Below are 17,953 nucleotides of genomic sequence, written 5' to 3'. Positions count from 1 at the left end.
CTTACCGTCCCGCCATCTCCACCACAGCGCGGGCAATCGATACCAGTTCGGCTTCGCGGTTGACCCCCGCCTTCTGGAAGATCGTGCGCAGCTGGCTGGTGACGGTCTGCGCGCTGACGCCGCGCATCCGGGCGATGTCCTGCCGGGAATGGCCTTGCGCCAGCAGGGCCACGATCTCACCTTCGGCGCGGGTCAGTTCCAGCGCGGCGGACAGGCGCGCGCCCTGCTCGCCAGTGAACCCCAGCGGGGCCTTCAGCGTCACGATCACGCTGGGCGCGAAACCGAAGTTCCAGGCTTGCCGGGGCAGGGCGCAGACTTCTACCAGCAACGGCCCCTGCGCTGCCTGCAGCCACATCTCGAACGGCGATGCCCGGTGGCTGGCAAGAGCAAGGCCGATCCGCATGTGCAGCGCACGGTCCAGGTCCGGGCGCGCGGCGCGCAGGCTGCCGGCGCGGACCTGCAGCGTATCGGGCGCAAGCAGACGCTCTGCCGCAGCTGTTACCGCGCAGACGCGGCCGGTGGCGTCCAGCAGGACCGCGGCGGTGCGCAGCGCATCCAGCGATCCGCGCAGCAGTTCCGCGCCCTGATGCTCCAGCGCCCGCTGCAGCCGGATCGCCGCCATGACGTGCGGCGCCGCGTCGGCCAGCATCTGCCGGTCCTGCTCGGTGGTGCGCCCGTCGCTGGCGGAATGAAGCGCAGCCAGTCCGAAGAAGCCCTGCGGTTCGTCGGCCAGCACAAGCTGCGCGCCATGTTCGGCGTCCCAGCGGCGGACATGGTCCATGTAGGCGTCATTGGTGGAGACGGCGCGCACTGCGTCGTAATGCTGTTCCCACGCGACTTCGGCCCCGCGTGCGGCAGCCACGCGGTAGTTCACGTCCGCCCGGTGCCCTTCGATGGCAAGGAAATCCTCAAGGTACCCGTCGTCGAGATCGGTGACCCAGTTGAACAGGGTGTGCCGTTCCCCGATGGCCAGCAGCTGGGCGCGCGACGATCCGGTCGCGCTGGCCAGACCCTTCAGCGCAGTGTCCCATCCCGCCTGTTCGAATGGAGCCCGTGCGAACAGAGCCCCCAGTTCTTCGATTCGTATGGTCCTGCCCCCCGACTGCGACCGGGAATCTGTGTGAACCGCGCGTCAACTTTGTGCAAGCCCATGTAAAGCGGCAGGGAAAAGGCGACCGTACCAAGATCGTGGTATGTATCGACTCGGATATTCGGGCATTGCTTTGGGGCGACCCGAAGGATCGGCCTACGTTTGCGATCCTTTATACCTTGCCCGGGGCCTGCCCGCAGGCTCCGGGTATTCTTCTTGCAGGGAAAAGGGTTGGCTAGGCGCCGGCCGGAGCGCGCGGGCCCTGCGGACGAACGCCCAGCAGCTTCTCCAGTGCGGCGGCGAACCCGGCATTGCGCTGGCGGTTGGTCGCTTGGATGCGATCGACGTCCAGCCCTCCGCTGCCGGTCAGCAGCACGCCGAACTCGCCCTTGCCCACCCATCGCACCTGCGCCTGAAGGTCCGCCTGTCCGGGCAGCGAGACGCGCAGCATCTCTCCGGTGCTGGGCTGCAGCGTGCGCGAGGCGATGCACATGCCCCCCGGCGACACGTTGCGGACGATGACGTCCTCTGCGGCGCGGCCTTCGGTGCCGATTACGGCGCGGATCAGGGTACGGACGCGCGGCGCGCGATGCGGACGTTCTCCGCCCGGTGCAGCCTCGGATGACGCAGCAGCGCGCCGTGCCAGCGCCCTCAGCCATTCCGGGCGTTCACTCGTGGCGAAATCGTCGATGTCGGCCATGTGTTCGGCTACCTCGAATTCGTGCCCCGTCGCATAAGGTTGAACCGGAGGCGCTGCGATGGGGGGTTAAGTAGACGCCACCCGGTTCGCAAGGCAGTGTGCCGAAACGCGGTTCCCGAATGATTAACCATTCCCTTACGTAGCATGCCTTGTGAAAACGATTGAATCGCCGGACGCTGCAGATCGGCGGTATGGAGGCTGTGGCGACGCGGCACTACCTGTTGCAAAATTTGCATATCGGTGCCGTGCCTCTTGTCGCGGCGCAATAAAACCTGACATGAGACGGACACATGCTCCGCCAGTACGAACTTGTAGAACGCGTCAAGGAATACGCACCCGAGGCCGACGAGGCCCTGCTGAACCGCGCCTATGTCTACACCGTGCAGAAGCACGGCAGCCAGAAACGGGCCAGCGGCGACCCGTATTTCAGCCATCCGGTCGAAGTCGCCGGCCTGATGACCGAGCTGAAGCTGGATCAGCAGACCATCATCACCGCGCTGCTCCATGATACGGTGGAAGACACGCTGGCGACGATCGAGGAGATCGACAAGCTGTTCGGCCCCGATGTCGCGCGGCTGGTCGACGGCGTGACCAAGCTCTCCAAGATCGAGGTGATGACCGAAAGCGAACGCGCGGCGGAAAACCTGCGCAAGTTCCTTCTGGCCATGAGCGAGGACTTGCGCGTCCTGCTGGTGAAGCTGGCTGACCGGCTGCACAACATGCGCACCCTCCACTACATCGGCAAGGAGGAGAAGCGCCGCCGCATCGCCCGCGAAACCATGGAGATCTATGCTCCGCTGGCAGAGCGCGTGGGCATGTACGAATACATGCGCGAGATGCAGCTGCTGGCGTTCGAGCAGCTGGAACCCGAAGCTTACGCAACGATCACCGGCCGTCTGGCGCAGATCCGCAGCGAAGAGGGCGGGCAGGTCGACGAACTGGCGCTGGCGATCAAGCAGGTGCTGGCCGAAGCGGGCCTCAACGTCGAGGTTTCGGGGCGTGAGAAGCACCCCTACTCGATCTGGCGCAAGATGGCCGAGCGCCACGTCAACTTCGAACAGATCACCGACATCATGGCCTTCCGCGTCCTGACCGACAACGTGGACGACTGCTACCGCGCGCTGGGCAAGCTGCATCAGGAATGGCAGATGATTCCGGGCCGCTTCAAGGACTACATCTCCACCCCCAAGTCCAACGGCTACCAGTCGCTGCACACCTCGCTGATCTTCCAGCGTTCCATGCGGATCGAGGTGCAGATCCGCACGCAGGACATGCACCGCCTGAACGAATTCGGGCTGGCCGCGCACTGGGCCTACAAGCAGGGCGGCGTCCGGCCCGACGGGCAGGTGGGCTGGCTGCGCGACCTGATCGAGATCGTCGACGCCAGTCACGACGCCGAGGAACTGCTCGAAAACACCAAAATGGCGGTCTACCAGGATCGCATCTTCGCCTTCACGCCCAAGGGCGCGCTGTTCCAGCTGCCCAAGGGATCGACGGCGGTGGACTTTGCCTACGCCGTCCACACCAACCTGGGCAACGCCACGGTAGGCGTGAAGATCAACGGTCGCCATGTGCCGCTGCGCACGCGGCTGGCCAATGGTGACGTGGTGGAGATCATCAAGAGCAGCACGTCGGAACCGCAGCTGCCGTGGCTGGGCTTCGTCGTCACCGCCAAGGCGCGCGCTTCCATCCGCCGCGCCGTGCGGGCCAAGGAGCGCGCCGAAGTAGCCGAGATCGGCGGCAAGCTCTACGACGAGATAGTCGGTCGCCTGCCTCAGAAGGTCGGCAAGAAGGCGCTCGCCCACGCGGTGGAGCGGCTGGACCTGCGCGACGAGGAAGACCTGATGTTCGCCATCGGATCGGGCCGCCTGTCCGACCGGCAGGTCATGGAAGCGCTCGTGCCCGGCAGCACGGCGGAACTGCCGGACGATCCGGAATGGACCCGCACCGAACGCGCCATCTCCATCCGCGGCCTGACGGCGGGCGTCGGCTTCGAGCTGGCGGAATGCTGTCACCCCGTCCCCGGAGACCGCATCGTCGGACTGCGCCGTCCCGACCATAAGGTGGAAGTCCACGCGATAGACTGCATGACGCTGGCCAGTGGCGTCGATGCGGACTGGCTGGACCTGTCATGGGGCGAACGGACCACCGGCGCTGTGGGCCGCCTGCGGCTGGTGCTCTACAACCGCCCCGGCACGTTGGCCGACGTGACGCAAATCCTCGCCGCTGCCCGCGCCAACGTCACCAACCTGCAGATGACCCAGCGCGACGACCTTTTCGGCACTTACGAGGTGGATCTGGAAGTCTCCGACCTGGCGCACCTCACCCGCATCGTCGGCGCCCTGCGCGCCAGCGAGGCCGTGGCCGAGGCGCAGCGGCTTTAGCGGGCAGACCGGGCGGGCCGAAACGCCGCCCGCATGCCGTCAGAATCGCAGGGAAATCTCCACCTCGTCGCCTTCGCCGATGCCTTCGGCTTTGCGCACGGCGGCCTTGACCGGCAACAGCCAGCCGCCATCCGCCTTGCTGGGGAAGACGGAAGTGGCGAAAGTGCTTCCGCCGATCCGTGCCTCGACCTTCAGCGACCCGAAGCCGCGGGATGTGCCTTCCAGCTTGCGCATGAGCGCCGTGCCCGAAAGCGCCTCTGCCGCCGCCCCGTCGATGGTGACGAAGTGCCAGCTTCCTCCGTTCGCCCCGCCCGTCCAGCGCCAGAGCCTGGCAGTGTGGCGCAGGTGCTCGTCGTAACCGCTCATTGCGCCTTCGTCGGGGCTTTCACGGGGCGGATCGGCACCGGCGCGTTGCAGATGTCCACGCCGCCCGCAGGCTGGATGTAGAAGTCGTCCCGGCGGTTGGCCCGCTTGTCCAGATAGGCAACGAAGCTGGCGCTCTTGTCGGACAGATATTCGTAGGCGGGCAGGTCCGACACGTCGCTGCCCAGCCGCACCGACACGATCGGCGTGCGCTCCGCCGCCGTCTCATAGAAGCCCAGTGGGCCGGTCCCGCGCGGCAGGGAGGACAAGTGCTCCATCCCGGCGATGATCCTGCCGACCAGCGCGATGTTGCGGTCCAGCTGGCGCGGCGCCTGCCCGATCACGGTGTAAAGCTCCGCCCCGGTGCCGGTATCGGGCGACAGGTTGCGCCCCACGCCGACCATGCCATAGCAATGGACCGGCCACGTCGCGTTACCGTCTCCCGCCACGGGCCACCCCGCCTCGAACCCGGTGTGCAGGGCGTAGGCATCGCGGCCGCCGTTCTTCCTTTGCGGCACGGTGTGCCCCGCCACGACGTATTCGGCCTCGCCCGGCTGCCGCAGCCCGGCAGGCAGCGCCTTTGCCTTGCCCGGCGTCTCGCCATCGGGATCGCCCCACTGCACGACATAGTTGTCCTGCACTCGCACCACCGCAATCCCGTCGAACCAGTGCGCGGCCACCAGCTTGCGGATGTTCCCGACCCACCCTTGCGAGAAGGGGGGCGGCATCAACTGGATCACCACCCGCCGCGGCTTGCCCCCGGTCCCCGGCGCAAGGTCCATGACCACAAGATCGGCAGCGGCGATTCGGGTCCAGTCGGAAGCCGGGGCCGCACCGACGACATCGCTGGGCGTGACCGGCTTGTCCTCCGCCGCCAGCCCGGTTGCAGACAGTCCAAGCGGGGCGAAAACCGAAAGCACGGCAAGTGCAGGAAAGAATTTGCGCATGAAGGCTTCATGCCATCACCACACCGCTTGCGAAACCCCACGCGACCCGCTAGTGGCCGCCTCCTTACCAGTGCATGCGGAGCGGTGGCCGAGTGGTCGAAGGCGCTCGCCTGGAAAGTGAGTATACGTCAAAAGCGTATCGAGGGTTCGAATCCCTCCCGCTCCGCCAACTGCCCAGATCGCGAAAACAGCCTGCACTTATCGCAAAGTGTCGGCCCGGCGAGAGGGTGGGGTGACTGGTGCGCCGGGCCGTAGAGGTTGTGACTGGTTTCTTTGCCATCTCAACCAAGAGGGGCGCCCGATCGTTCCGACGCAGTGTCATCAACTCGTCGCATTGCTGCTACCGATCAACGGCGATCTTGGGCCGGTTTCGAGCCATCAAGAGCCGACTGGCGAGGTGGCGAGCGCGTCAGTCCCCTGCAAATTGCCGCGCTCGCTGGGCGTGCCGGTAGGCGCAACGATACGTGTGACGCAACGCACTTGTGCACACAGCGGTTCGTCCGGCAGCGGCGGGCTGCGGGTCGTGATCGTTGCCTGAGCCGCACCGGCAACGAGGGCCTTGAGGCTGCCGGGGGCGCGCGTCTAGGCTGCGGGCATGAACCACGCATCGCCCGGTCCTTCTGCACTCGACAGGCGCTCGCTTGTCCTTGCGGCCCTGTCCACTGTGGTCGAATGGTACGACTTCACGCTCTACCTTTACCTCGCGACGGTGTTGTCGCGGGTTTTCTTCCTGGGCGGGGACGCGGTGCTGACAGCGCTGCTGGGCTTTGCGATGGCGTACCTGATGCGCCCTGTGGGAGCGATGGTATTTGGCCATTTCGGCGACCGGCGCGGGCGGCGGGCGACCCTGCTGGCCTCCATGGCGCTGATGACTGTGGCGATGCTGCTGACTGCGCTGCTGCCTACGGCGGGGCAGGCGGGGCCGGTGGCGGGGGTGCTGCTGCTGGCCCTGCGCTGCGTGATGGGCTTTGCTGTGGGCGGCGAGTATACCGGCGTCGTCGCCTATCTGCTTGAAGGCGCGCCCCGGCGGCGGCGGGGTTTCGTCACGTCACTGGCGGCGGCGACCAGCGAGATCGGCGGGTTGCTGGCTGCCGCCGTCTCGGCGCTGACTGTCAGCCTGCTGCCCGCCCCGGCGCTGGAGAGCTGGGGGTGGCGCATTCCGTTCCTGTTCGGCGGGGCGCTGGCCGGTTCGATCCTGCTGGCCCGCGCCGCGATGGCCGAATCGCCTGAGTTCGAGGCGCATCGCGCCGCCGGTACTCTGGCGAAGCGGCCTTTGAGCAACGCGCTGGTCCACCACCGCACGGGTATCCTGCGCGGCTTCGCCATTTCGGCGCTGGGGTCGATCACCTACTACGTCGGCATCACTTATGTGCCGGTCTATCTCACCTCCATGGGCAGCCTGAGCGAGGCGCAGGCGCTGCAGCTTGCAACCATCGCGGCGCTGGCGGTGATCGTGGTGACGCCGTTCGTTGGCCTGCTTTCTGACCGGTTCGGACGGCGCCCGGTGCTGGTGGCGCTGGCCGTGCTGTCCGCCGCCTTGCCCTGGACGCTGTTCCGCCTGCTGGGCGGGGCCTCGCCCATGGCTGCGCTGGCAGGCGCCGTCGTGCTGGCGATGCTGGCCGGAGGGGTCAGCGCGGTCGGGGCCGTGGCGACCGCTGAGCAGGTGCCTGCGCAAGGCCGCCTCAGCGGATTGGCGCTGGGCGCGACGACGGCGACCGCGCTGTTCGGCGGCCTGACCCCATGGCTGGCGCAAGTGCTGACCACGCGCACCGCCTCTGCCAGCGCACCGGGCGCGATGATCGCGGTGGTGGCGCTATGCGTGCTGCCGGTGCTGCTGAAACTGCCGGAAACGCGGCCGGAGTAGGGGTCAGGCGGCGGCGTATATCGCGGGACGGTAACGAGGCGCAGGGATCGCAAGGCCACGTTCGGTAGCGACCTCCAGCCAGCCTTCTATGGCATCGTCGATATTGGCCAGCGCTTCCGCGCGCGTATCGCCATGCGCGGAGCAAGGCTTAAGATCTGGTACGTCCGCGATCCAGCACGCGTCCTCGTCCGACCAGAACAGGTTGATGTGGTAATGCGGTTCGTTCACGGGGCTATGTATAGCGCGTGTTGCTCTACCAGTTCAAGGAACTCGCGAACCTGGTAGAGTTTGGCATCCTTACCGCTAGGCTGCACCGGGAATGGACGCAAAAGAGTTGGGTGCGTCCATATTTGGTGGCTGCCTTTGGTTCGAACGTGTTCAAAGCCGAAAGCCACGAGCAGTCGCTCGAAGTCCCGAAAGGGAATGGTGCGATTTCGGGATTCGAGTAGCTGAGCGTAAAGTTTGGCAGGTTTGATCATCGGAACCCCGTTACCCGTTTGCGACGTGATAACGGGGTTTAACCTCGGCGTGAAATCGCCGGCTACGGACGGCACTTCGGTGATCGCTCAGCGAAATGCGATTTGGCCTCACTTCCCGAACTTCCTCTGCGTCTTGCCGTACCGCATCTTGCGCGTGCCCGGCTTGCCTTCGTTGCTGCGGCCAACGCGGGGGGCCTTGTGCTCGGCTTCGGGGAGGCCCAGTTCGCTTTGTTCGAGGCGGCGGATTTCGTCGCGCAGGCGGCCGGCTTCTTCGAACTCGAGGTCGGCGGCGGCGGCGCGCATCCGCTTTTCGAGGTCTTCGATGTAGCCGCGCAGGTTGTGGCCGACGAGGTTGTTGGTGGCATCGTCCTCAAGGTCCACCACAACGCCGTCGCGGCTGGCGGTGTCGGCAACGATGTCGGCGATGCGGCGCTTGATCGTCTGCGGGGTGATGCCGTGGAGCGCGTTGTACTCCTCCTGCCGGGCGCGGCGGCGGTCGGTTTCGGCCATCGCCCGCTCCATGCTGCCGGTGATGCGGTCGGCATAGAGGATCACCCGCCCGTCGACGTTGCGCGCGGCGCGACCGATGGTCTGGATCAGTGACGTCTCGCTGCGCAGGAAGCCTTCCTTGTCCGCGTCGAGGATGCAGACCAGCCCGCATTCGGGAATGTCCAGACCTTCGCGTAGCAGGTTGATGCCGATCAGCACGTCGTAAACGCCCATGCGCAGATCGCGGATCAGTTCGATGCGTTCCAGCGTCTCCACGTCGGAGTGCATGTAGCGCACCTGCACGCCCTGTTCGTGCATGAACTCGGTGAGATCCTCTGCCATGCGCTTGGTCAGGGTGGTGACGAGGGTGCGGTAGCCCTTGGCCGCCGTCTCCTTGCACTGCGCGATGCAGTCCTGCACCTGATCCTCGACCGGACGGATCTCCACTGGCGGGTCGATCAGGCCGGTGGGGCGGATCACCTGTTCGGCAAAGACGCCGCCGGTCTGCTCCATCTCCCAGCCGCCCGGCGTGGCGGATACCGCGAAAGTCTGCGGGCGCATAGCGTCCCATTCGTTGAAGCGCAGCGGGCGGTTGTCGATGCAGGACGGCAGACGAAAGCCGTACTCGGCCAGCGTGATCTTGCGCCGGTGGTCGCCCCGCGCCATCGCGCCGATCTGCGGGACGGTCTGGTGGCTTTCGTCGATGAACAGCAGCGCGTTGTCGGGCAGGTATTCGAACAAGGTCGGCGGCGGTTCACCGGGCAGACGACCGGTCAGGAACCGGCTGTAGTTCTCGATCCCGTTGCACGATCCGGTGGCGGCGATCATCTCAAGGTCGAAGTTGGTGCGCTGCTCCAGCCGCTGCGCCTCCAGCAGCTTGCCTTCGGCCTCAAGCTCCTTCAGCCGCTCGGTCAGTTCGAAGCGGATGGCCTCGCTGGCCTGCCGCATCGTCGGCCCGGGCGTGACGTAGTGCGAATTCGCATAGACGCGCACCTTGGGCAGCACTGCGCCCTTCTTGCCGGTGAGGGGGTCGAATTCGGCGATTTCCTCGATCTCGTCGCCGAAGAAGCTGATGCGCCAGGCAACGTCCTCCAGATGGCTGGGGAACAATTCCAGGTTGTCGCCGCGCACGCGGAAGTTGCCGCGCGAAAAGGCCACGTCATTGCGCTTGTATTGCAGGGCCACCAGCTTGCGGATGATCTCTGTCTGGTCCTGCGCCTTGCCGGTTTCCAGGTCGAAGATCATCGCCGAATAGGTCTCGACCGAGCCGATGCCGTAGAGGCACGATACAGAGGCGACGATGATGACGTCGTCCCGTTCCAGCAATGCGCGCGTGGCCGAGTGGCGCATCCGGTCGATCGCCTCATTCACCGAGCTTTCCTTCTCGATGTACGTGTCGGACCGGGGGACGTAGGCTTCCGGCTGGTAATAATCGTAGTACGAGACGAAATATTCTACCGCGTTGTCAGGGAAGAAATCCTTGAACTCGCCATAGAGCTGTGCGGCCAGGATCTTGTTCGGTGCCAGGATGAGCGCCGGGCGCTGCAATTCCTCGATCACCTTGGCCATCGTAAAGGTCTTGCCCGAGCCGGTCACGCCCAGCAGCACCTGCGTCTTCTCGCCCTCGCTGGCGGTGGAGACGAGGTCGGCGATGGCGGTCGGCTGGTCTCCGGCGGGCGCATAGTCCGATACGATCTTGAACGGCTTGCCCGGCATTGACTTGTCGGGCCGCTGTGGCTTGTGAGGGACGAAGTTGCCCGAAGTGTCCGGTTCTTCAAGGCCGCGACGGATGATGAGCTCTGCCATGCGGAACATATGGGGTATGGCCCGCGCATCGGCAACAGGGCGCGCGCCTGTGCGTTGGCTTATGTGTTGGCAGGGCGGATGCGAGCCCCTACTTTCACAGGGTTAACGGTACGGCCAGCGGCGATGGTTCATCGCGGGCCGGTCAAGGTGGCAGAAAACGCAGGCGATGGAACCGCTGGACGAGGAACAGGAGCGCTTCGCAGGATCGCTGCGCGCGGCCATCGCCCGGCGCGCCGCCTTCGCGCGCGAGCAGCATCCCGAAGGCGTGCGCAAGCCGCCGGCGGAGCTGATGTGGGCGGAACTGCGCTCGCTCTATCGCGGCGGGCATCGAATCCGGCTGGGCCAGCGGGTGAAGCCGGCGGCCAGCCCGATGCCGGTGATGCTGCTGCCCGGCTTCGGCGCGCATCCCAAGCGAATGAAGCCGATGGCCGACGCGCTCTCCGCCGCCGGGCACCATGTTCACCAGTGGGGACTGGGGCTGAACCTTGGTCCGAACGAACGCAACTTCTCGTACCTGATGCGCCGCGTGGCGGTGATCGCGCGGGAGAACTGGCACCCGGTGGCGCTGGTCGGCTGGTCGCTGGGTGGCCTCTTCGCGCGCGAGATCGCCCGGCGCGAACCGCATCTGGTAGCCAAGGTCATCACCATGGGCACCCCGTTTTCCGGCGACCCGCGCGCCAACAATGCGTGGAAGGCCTATCAGGTGGTGACCGGCCATTCGGTGGACAGCCCGCCGATCGACTGCGACTTCTCGGCCAAACCCGCCGTGCCCACGATCGCCCTGTGGAGCCCGCGCGACGGCATCATCCAGCCCCGCGCCGCCGCCGGCTGGCCGCATGAGCGGGACCGGGCAGTAGCGATCCGGTGCAGCCATCTGGACTTTTCAAGTTCGCCCAAGGTGGTGGCCGAAGTGCTGCGACAGCTGGATGTGCGGGAGTAGGGGGCACCCGTGTGGTTTTTTGTCAGCCAGTAGGAGATGGTCCTCTTTCCAAGGAGGTGGTGTTGTTTTTCCGGACTGCGTTGCGCAGCGCGCCTTCGGCAAGAAAGCCTCTCAATTGAAACTTTGTTAGTTTTATATTGTTACTCGGAGCCAAACAATTGCTCATCGCCGTATTCAACGACGCAAAGGCGCGAGTTTCGTCTGAGCTAGCCGCTTCGGTCGCGAAAAGCTGAAATACACCATCCCAATCTGCGTTGGCTACACAAGACCCGTATTCGACCATGGTGACAGACGCGCGCACTTGTTCCGGCAATTTCTGCATTTCAGCAGCGCTGGGGGCATCATAAAGCATGCTTAGCTTAGTACGACGCGCAACTTGCAAGTCGCTAACAAATTTGCGCAACAGATGCTCGGCCAAGGCTCCTCGAAGTGCGTTGGGGCCGTACTGAATTTTGGGCGCGTCCTTGTTACATTCAGGACTTGCGTAAGCCAGATTCCATATCGCATCTGAACTGGCGCGCGACGCTGGTTTTCTGGACATAATTCGTATGGTTCTTGGATAATCGATCAGGCAATCTGTGTATTGATGCGCTCGCTTGATCTCGGCATTTTCGGTTGGAATAGCGCGGTTACCAAACGCTTCCGCCAAGTAGAACTGAATATCCTTCGCATGAATATTGCTGGATGCGCAAATAGTAACTATAAACAGCGTTTTCGACAGGCTTTTCAGGTTTAGGATGCCGCCAATGTTATGCTGCATATTGTCCCTTTGCGAAAACGGTATTGGTGGTTATTATTGATAAGGCCCGGAAGTGGCTGGACTTGGTTTGATGGTGGTTAAAGAGCGTTTTGCTGCCAAGTCTAGATCACTAGCGTAGTTCAACGCAATCTATGAATGGCGCCGCTGACCCTCACCCCACCGGCGCCCGTCGCCGATAACTCAGCGCTTCGGCCACATGGATTCGCGTGACCTGCTCTGATCCCGCGAGGTCCGCTATCGTGCGGCTGGTGCGCAGGATGCGGGTGTAGCCGCGGGCGGAGAGGCGCATCGCTTCGGCGGCTTGCATCAGCAGTTTTCGGCCTGCCTCGTCAGGCGTGGCGTGGGCTTCCAGCAGGTCGCCGTCCAGTTCGGCGTTGGTGCGTAGCTTTGTGCCTTTGAGGCGCTCCGACTGTACCTGCCGGGCCTGCGCGACGCGGGCGGCGACTTCGGCGCTGCCTTCGGTCGGCGGAGGCAGCGCCAGGTCCACGGCACGCACCGGGTCCACTTCCACATGCAGGTCGATACGGTCGAGCAGGGGGCCGGACACCTTGCTCTGGTAATCCGCCCCGCAGCGCGGCGCGCGGCTGCAGGCCAGCGCCGGGTTCGCCATGTGGCCGCAGCGGCACGGGTTCATCGCCGCGATCAGCTGGACTCGCGCGGGGTAAGTGAGGTGGGCGTTGGCGCGGGCCACGGTGACCTCTCCGCTCTCCAGCGGCTGGCGCAGCGAATCGAGCGCCTGACGCTGGAACTCGGGCAGTTCGTCAAGGAACAGGACGCCCAGATGCGCCATGGAGACTTCGCCCGGACGCACCTTGATGCCGCCGCCGGTCAGCGCCGCGATCGAGGCGGAGTGGTGCGGCGCACGATAGGGGCGGGCGCGGCTGATGCGGCCATTCTCCAGCGTGCCCGCAACCGAGGCGACCATCGATACCTCAAGCGCCTCTGCCGGGGTGAGCGGGGGCAGGACGCCCGGCAGGCACGAGGCCAGCAGCGACTTGCCCGCGCCCGGTGGCCCCACCATCAGCAGGTTGTGCGCGCCCGCCGCCGCGATTTCCAGCGCACAGCGGGCCACTTCCTGCCCCTTGACCTGTTTGAGGTCCGGGCCACGCACGGGCGGCTCCACTTCGCCCATCGGCGGCGGGGGCAGAACCTGCTGGCCGCGCAGGTGGTTGAGCAGGCTGATGAGGTTGGGCGCGGCGATCACCGGAACGCCGCTGGCCCAGCGCGCCTCCGACCCTTGCGAGGCAGGGCAGATCAGGCCCTTTTCCTGCTCGCTGGCGTGGATCGCGGCCAGCAGCACGCCGGGCGAGGGGATCACCCGTCCGTCCAGCGCGAGTTCGCCCACCGCCAGAAAATCGCCGACCTGTTCGGCGTCGAGCACGCCCATCGCGGTGAGCAGCGCCAGCGCCACCGGCAGGTCGAAGTGGCTGCCTTCCTTGGGCAGGTCGGCGGGGGAAAGGTTGACGATGATCCGCTTGGGCGGCAGCGCCAGCCCCATCGCGGTCAGCGCGGCGCTGACGCGCTGGGTGCTTTCGCGCACCGCCTTGTCGGGCAGGCCGACGAGCGTGAAGCCCGGCATCCCCGGCGCCACCTGACACTGCACTTCGACGGCGCGCGCCTCCAGCCCGAGGTATGCGACGGTCGAGACGATGGCGACCAACCTGGAAAATCCCCGATAGCCAGAAAAGAGGATCATCCTAGTAGCGGCCGATCGCGCCTGCGCCATTTGCAAAATCATCCCTTACAGCACTTTAACCGCACCTGTGAGGCAGTGGGTAAGGGAGCTGCGGGCATAGGCTGGCGATGCGCTCGCTCTCCGCATGCCTTGCACTTGTCAGCCTGTTCGCTGTGTCCCCCCTGTACGCGCAGGAGATCGGGTACGAGGTCGTGGATGGAGCCGGGGACGGGGATTTCGATCCCGCTGTCGTCGACGGAGCACCCACCGGAGGCGAGCGCACCCTCTTCACGATGTCCATTCCCGGCCCGGTCCACGCCCCCGCCATCCCGCAGGGGCCGGTCTACGGCCCGTTCCGGGTGATGGACGAAGGCCGCGCGGCGCTGGTGGACGTTACGGACGCGCTCAGCCCCGGCCAGTTCGCGCGCATGCTGCGCGAGCATCCCGGCATAGCCACGATCGAGATGATCGACTGCCCCGGCACCGAGGACGACCTTGCCAACCTCGAAGTGGGGCGGATGATTCGCGCGCATGGCATCGTCACGCATGTCCCGGCGGGCGGCTCGGTGCGATCGGGCGGGGTGGAGCTGTTCCTGGCGGGCGTGCGGCGCTATGCCGACCCCGGATCCGAGTTCGCGGTCCATTCCTGGCAGGACGATACCGGCATGGAGCCTGCGGACTATGCCGCCAGCGCCCCGGAGAATCGCCGCTACATCGATTATTACCGGCTGATGGGCATGGACGCGGCGCAGGCGCAGGCGTTCTATGCGATGACCAATTCGGTGCCTTTCGCCTCGGCACGCTGGTTCGATGCGGGCGAGATGGGTACATGGGTGCAACTGGACGACGTGAAAGTGGACGTGAGTCCTCGTTTTCGCTTCGCCCAGCTCGCGGCTCTTGTTGACTCAACCGCGTGGTTCCAGTAACGGCGGCCAACGATTTACATGGTCGTCCGGTTCGGGCGGCCCTTTTTGTTAGATTTCGAGGACTGACATGAAGCGCACTTTCCAGCCGAGCAACCTTGTTCGCGCCCGTCGCCACGGTTTCCGTGCCCGCACCGCGACCGTCGGTGGCCGCAAGGTTCTGCGTGCCCGCCGCGCCCGCGGCCGCGCCAAGCTCTCGGCCTGATCTGCCGGGATCGGCAGGGGCGACACGCTCCTGCCATAAGCGGCGCCAGCCCACGCTTTCGCCTTGCGCGAGGGCATGGGCTGGCGCCGTTTTGCTTTGGCGTGATTTGTTTCGTGATTCGCCATTGCCCCAGGCCGATGCTGCCATGAATCAGGCTGACGCCTATACGGTCCTGAGCAAACGCTCGGATTTTCTGGCTGCCAATCGCGGCCTGCGAGTCGCGCGTGCCGGGTTCGTGCTGCTGGCCAATCGCAATGACGGGCTGGGGCGGCGCGCCGGGATCACGGTGACCAAGAAGATCGGCAATGCCGTGGTGCGCAACCGCATGAAGCGCCGGTTCCGCGCGCTCCTGCGTGAACTGCTGCCCGAACACGGCCTGCCCGATACCGACCATGTGCTGATCGGCCGCGAAGGCGGGGTGGAGCGCGACTTTGCCCTGCTGCGCAGCGAACTGGTCGCGGCACTGGGCCGGGCGCGCGACGGCAAGGGCGATGCGCCCCGCCCGCCGAATCGCCGACGCGGGCCGCGTAAGTGACGCGCAACGGGCGCATGAAGCGAATTGGCGCCTTCCTCGTCTCCTTGCCGGGACTGGCGATCATCGGCATTGCCCGGCTCTGGCAGATCGGCCCCTCGGCGATCATGCCCCCCACCTGCCGCTATTCCCCGTCCTGTTCGCAGTACGCGATCGTCGCGGTGCGCCGGCATGGTGCGATCAAGGGTGGATTGCTGGCGCTGTGGCGTCTATTGCGCTGCAATCCGTGGGGTGGGCACGGGCACGATCCCGTGCCGGACTGACCGCCAGACCAGACTAGCGAAGTGAAACCGGTGGCCGCCCATGGCCGCCGCCGACCGGAATACGAGCAGGAAACAGGCTTTCGTGGAAAACCAGCGTAACATCATCCTCGCGGTCCTGTTGACCGCGCTCGTGCTTTTCGGCTGGGAGGCCGGGGTCGGCTATTTCTATCCGCAAGCCAAGACGCCGACGCAGACCGTCGCGGCGGGCGGCGCGGAAAACGCGACCAAGCCCGGCAAACCCACGCGTGAAGGCGGGCTGATCGACGCTGCCGACCGCTCGCTTGAGGCAAAGGATCTGGCGACCGAACTGGCCGCCGCCGGCCGTGTGAAGATCAAGGCGCCGGGCCTTTCGGGCTCGATCAGCCTGAACGGCGCGATCATCGACGATCTGGTCATCAACCGCCACCGCGAAACGGTGGAGAAGAATTCCGGGCCGGTCCGCATCTTCTCGCCTTATGGCACGCCCGCGCAGCAGTTCACGCAGCTGGGCTGGGTCGGGCAGGGCATCGAGACGCCGGACACCAACAACCCGCGTGTCTGGACTGCGCCCGCCAACGCGGTGCTGACGCCGACCACGCCGGTCACGCTGACTTGGACCAATCCCACCGGCCAGCGCTTCGGCATCACCTATTCCATCGACCAGAACTACCTCATCACGGCCAGGCAGACCGTTGCGAATGCAGGCGGCAATGCGGTGTCGGTCAAGCCCTTCGCGGTCGTCAACCGGACCGAGAAGACCGCTAGCCTCGACACCTGGAACGTGCATTCCGGTCCGATCGGCGCGTTCGACGGTTCGGTGACTTTCGCCACCAATTACAAGGACGTGGCCGAGACCGGCACCGTCAACGAAGCGGGCAACACCGACTGGATCGGCTTCACCGACGTCTACTGGATGTCGGCGCTGATCCCCTCGGGTGCGAAGGCGACCAGCACGTTCCGCTCGCTGGGCAACCAGATCTTCCGTGCCGATGTCGTCTACGATCAGGCTATCGTCCAGCCGCGCACTCAGCAGAGCGTGACGACCCGCATCTTTGCCGGTGCCAAGGAGCACGGCGTGCTCGACGCCTACGAAGCGCAGGGCATCGCCAACTTCGGCCTCGCCATCGACTGGGGCTGGTTCCGCTGGTTCGAGAAGCCGATCTTCTGGCTGCTGACCAAGCTGTTCAGCCTCGTCGGCAACTTCGGCGTCGCGATCATCCTGCTGACGCTGATCGTGCGCGGCATCATGTTCCCGGTCGCCCAGCGCCAGTTCGCCTCGATGGCTGCGATGCGCGCTATCCAGCCGAAGATGAAGGCGATCCAGGAACGCTACAAGGACGACAAGCAGAAGCAGCAGCAGGAGATCATGGCCCTCTACAAGCAGGAGAAGGTAAATCCGCTGGCGGGCTGTTTGCCGATGTTCCTGCAGATCCCGGTGTTTTTCGCGCTCTACAAGACGCTGATCCTGGCGATCGAGATGCGCCACCAGCCGTTTGTGCTGTGGATCAAGGATCTGTCCGCGCCCGATCCGCTGCACATCCTGAACCTGTTCGGCCTGCTGCCCTTCGATCCGCCCAGCTTCCTGGCGATCGGCGTGCTGGCGCTGCTGCTGGGCATCACCATGTACCTGCAGTTCCAGCTGAATCCCGCGCAGATGGACCCCGCCCAGCAGCAGGTGTTCAAGCTGATGCCATGGTTCATGATGTTCGTCATGGCACCCTTCGCGTCGGGCCTGCTGGTCTACTGGATCACGTCGAACCTGCTGACGATCGCTCAGCAGAAGTTCCTCTACAGCCGACACCCGCAGCTCAAGGCCCAGGCCGAGAAGGACGCGGCGGACAAGGCGCGGGCGACGGCGCGTCCCAAGTGAGTGATGATAGAGTGAGCGAAAATATCGAAGACCTGACCGAACGCGCGCGCAAGCTGTTTTCCGGACCGGTGACGTTCCTGAAATCGGCCCCCGCGCTGCAGTTCCTGCCCGACCCCGACGCGCCGGAGATCGCGTTCGCGGGCCGGTCCAACGTCGGCAAGTCGTCGCTGGTGAACGCGCTGGTGGGCCGCAAGGCCATCGCGCGCGCATCGGTGACGCCGGGCCGCACGCAGGAGCTGAACTTCTTCGACGTGGCCGATCCGCTGAAGTTCCGGCTTGTCGACATGCCGGGCTACGGCTTCGCCAAGGCCCCGCCCAAAGTGGTGGAAACGTGGCGGCGGCTGGTGCGCGATTACCTGCGCGGCCGCGTGGTGCTCAAGCGCACGCTGGTGCTGATCGATTCGCGCCACGGCGTGAAGCAGGTCGATCTGGACATGATGGAGATGCTGGATCAGGCCGCCGTGGGCTATCGCCTTGTCCTGACCAAGGCGGACAAGATCAAGGCAAGCGAACTGGAAGCAGTCCACTCCGCCACCATCGCAGAAGCGCGCAAGCACCCGGCGGCCTTCCCGGTGGTCCACGTCACCAGCTCGGAAAAGGGCATGGGGATCGAGGAACTGCGCGCCGCCGTGCTGGGCGATTCGGAGCTTTGAGAATGCCGTCAGACCGGACCTGATCCGGGGT

At 65.4% G+C, this 17,953-nt stretch carries 18 protein-coding genes and 1 tRNA gene; 10 read left to right on the top strand and 9 right to left on the bottom strand.

Features of this window, described 5'->3' with window-relative positions:
- Position 1: 1 nt before the first annotated feature.
- Together GGR40_RS18530 and GGR40_RS18525 are read right to left on the bottom strand one after the other, a co-directional pair.
- Complete coding sequence (locus tag GGR40_RS18530) at positions 2-874, bottom strand: response regulator transcription factor (RefSeq protein ID WP_429277729.1); 873 nt, start codon at positions 872-874, stop codon at positions 2-4.
- 451 nt (positions 875-1,325) lie between these two features.
- Positions 1,326-1,790, bottom strand: coding sequence for a PilZ domain-containing protein (locus GGR40_RS18525; RefSeq protein WP_429277728.1), 465 nt, complete (start codon positions 1,788-1,790; stop codon positions 1,326-1,328).
- A gap of 290 nt (positions 1,791-2,080) precedes the next feature.
- Here GGR40_RS18525 and GGR40_RS18520 point away from each other — a divergent pair, with 290 nt between their 5' ends.
- Complete coding sequence (locus GGR40_RS18520; protein WP_429277727.1) at positions 2,081-4,174, top strand: RelA/SpoT family protein; 2,094 nt, start codon at positions 2,081-2,083, stop codon at positions 4,172-4,174.
- Between the two features lie 39 nt (positions 4,175-4,213).
- On the opposite strand, the gene GGR40_RS18515 is transcribed toward GGR40_RS18520, so the two are convergent.
- Together GGR40_RS18515 and GGR40_RS18510 are read right to left on the bottom strand one after the other, a co-directional pair.
- Positions 4,214-4,540 (bottom strand): DUF1905 domain-containing protein, encoded by a 327-nt coding sequence (locus GGR40_RS18515; protein ID WP_429277726.1) that lies wholly within the window; start codon positions 4,538-4,540, stop codon positions 4,214-4,216.
- Positions 4,537-5,484, bottom strand: a complete 948-nt coding sequence (locus tag GGR40_RS18510; protein WP_429277725.1) for a peptidylprolyl isomerase — start codon at positions 5,482-5,484, stop codon at positions 4,537-4,539. Before GGR40_RS18510 ends, GGR40_RS18515 begins: the two co-directional genes overlap by 4 nt.
- Positions 5,485-5,562: 78 nt before the next feature.
- On the opposite strand from GGR40_RS18510, the gene GGR40_RS18505 reads away from it, so the two are divergent.
- Positions 5,563-5,653 (top strand) — tRNA-Ser (locus GGR40_RS18505).
- A gap of 426 nt (positions 5,654-6,079) precedes the next feature.
- Positions 6,080-7,348 carry an MFS transporter gene (locus GGR40_RS18500; RefSeq protein ID WP_429277724.1) on the top strand — a complete coding sequence of 423 codons (1,269 nt, stop codon included), beginning with the start codon at positions 6,080-6,082 and terminating at the stop codon, positions 7,346-7,348.
- A gap of 3 nt (positions 7,349-7,351) precedes the next feature.
- Here the strand turns inward: GGR40_RS18500 and GGR40_RS18495 are convergent, their stop codons facing one another.
- The 3 genes from GGR40_RS18495 to uvrB form a co-directional block, all read right to left on the bottom strand.
- The gene (locus tag GGR40_RS18495) at positions 7,352-7,576 is read right to left on the bottom strand and encodes a type II toxin-antitoxin system HicB family antitoxin (protein ID WP_429277723.1); all 225 of its coding nucleotides are present in this window, start codon (positions 7,574-7,576) and stop codon (positions 7,352-7,354) included.
- On the bottom strand, positions 7,573-7,827 hold the full coding sequence (locus tag GGR40_RS18490) for a type II toxin-antitoxin system HicA family toxin (RefSeq protein ID WP_429277722.1): 255 nt from the start codon (positions 7,825-7,827) through the stop codon (positions 7,573-7,575). Before GGR40_RS18490 ends, GGR40_RS18495 begins: the two co-directional genes overlap by 4 nt.
- 108 nt (positions 7,828-7,935) lie before the next feature.
- Positions 7,936-10,122 (bottom strand): excinuclease ABC subunit UvrB, encoded by a 2,187-nt coding sequence (uvrB, locus tag GGR40_RS18485; RefSeq protein ID WP_429277721.1) that lies wholly within the window; start codon positions 10,120-10,122, stop codon positions 7,936-7,938.
- A 166-nt stretch (positions 10,123-10,288) separates the two neighbouring features.
- Here uvrB and GGR40_RS18480 point away from each other — a divergent pair, with 166 nt between their 5' ends.
- Positions 10,289-11,062, top strand: a complete 774-nt coding sequence (locus GGR40_RS18480; RefSeq protein ID WP_429277720.1) for an esterase/lipase family protein — start codon at positions 10,289-10,291, stop codon at positions 11,060-11,062.
- 22 nt (positions 11,063-11,084) lie between these two features.
- Here the strand turns inward: GGR40_RS18480 and GGR40_RS18475 are convergent, their stop codons facing one another.
- The gene (locus tag GGR40_RS18475) at positions 11,085-11,822 is read right to left on the bottom strand and encodes a hypothetical protein (protein ID WP_429277719.1); all 738 of its coding nucleotides are present in this window, start codon (positions 11,820-11,822) and stop codon (positions 11,085-11,087) included.
- Between the two features lie 151 nt (positions 11,823-11,973).
- Positions 11,974-13,482 (bottom strand): YifB family Mg chelatase-like AAA ATPase, encoded by a 1,509-nt coding sequence (locus tag GGR40_RS18470; RefSeq protein WP_429277767.1) that lies wholly within the window; start codon positions 13,480-13,482, stop codon positions 11,974-11,976.
- 188 nt (positions 13,483-13,670) lie between these two features.
- On the opposite strand from GGR40_RS18470, the gene GGR40_RS18465 reads away from it, so the two are divergent.
- The 6 genes from GGR40_RS18465 to yihA all read left to right on the top strand — a co-directional run bounded on the left by GGR40_RS18465 (position 13,671) and on the right by yihA (position 17,922).
- Positions 13,671-14,423 carry an alpha/beta hydrolase gene (locus GGR40_RS18465; RefSeq protein ID WP_429277718.1) on the top strand — a complete coding sequence of 251 codons (753 nt, stop codon included), beginning with the start codon at positions 13,671-13,673 and terminating at the stop codon, positions 14,421-14,423.
- A gap of 67 nt (positions 14,424-14,490) precedes the next feature.
- Entirely contained in the window at positions 14,491-14,625 is a 135-nt protein-coding gene (gene rpmH / locus GGR40_RS18460; RefSeq protein WP_008831762.1) for a 50S ribosomal protein L34, read from the top strand.
- A gap of 145 nt (positions 14,626-14,770) precedes the next feature.
- Positions 14,771-15,160, top strand: coding sequence for a ribonuclease P protein component (rnpA, locus tag GGR40_RS18455; RefSeq protein ID WP_429277717.1), 390 nt, complete (start codon positions 14,771-14,773; stop codon positions 15,158-15,160).
- Between the two features lie 14 nt (positions 15,161-15,174).
- Positions 15,175-15,420 carry a membrane protein insertion efficiency factor YidD gene (yidD, locus tag GGR40_RS18450; protein ID WP_429277716.1) on the top strand — a complete coding sequence of 82 codons (246 nt, stop codon included), beginning with the start codon at positions 15,175-15,177 and terminating at the stop codon, positions 15,418-15,420.
- A gap of 82 nt (positions 15,421-15,502) precedes the next feature.
- On the top strand, positions 15,503-17,269 hold the full coding sequence (gene yidC / locus GGR40_RS18445) for a membrane protein insertase YidC (RefSeq protein ID WP_429277715.1): 1,767 nt from the start codon (positions 15,503-15,505) through the stop codon (positions 17,267-17,269).
- Positions 17,270-17,280: 11 nt separating this feature from the next.
- Positions 17,281-17,922, top strand: coding sequence for a ribosome biogenesis GTP-binding protein YihA/YsxC (gene yihA, locus GGR40_RS18440; RefSeq protein WP_429277714.1), 642 nt, complete (start codon positions 17,281-17,283; stop codon positions 17,920-17,922).
- The last annotated feature ends 31 nt before the right edge of the window (positions 17,923-17,953 follow it).

The organism is Novosphingobium gossypii (genome assembly GCF_050433305.1).
Lineage (GTDB): Bacteria > Pseudomonadota > Alphaproteobacteria > Sphingomonadales > Sphingomonadaceae > Novosphingobium > Novosphingobium gossypii.
The sequence above is the reverse complement of the archived record's forward strand: the minus strand, read 5'-3'. Positions and strand labels throughout refer to the sequence as shown.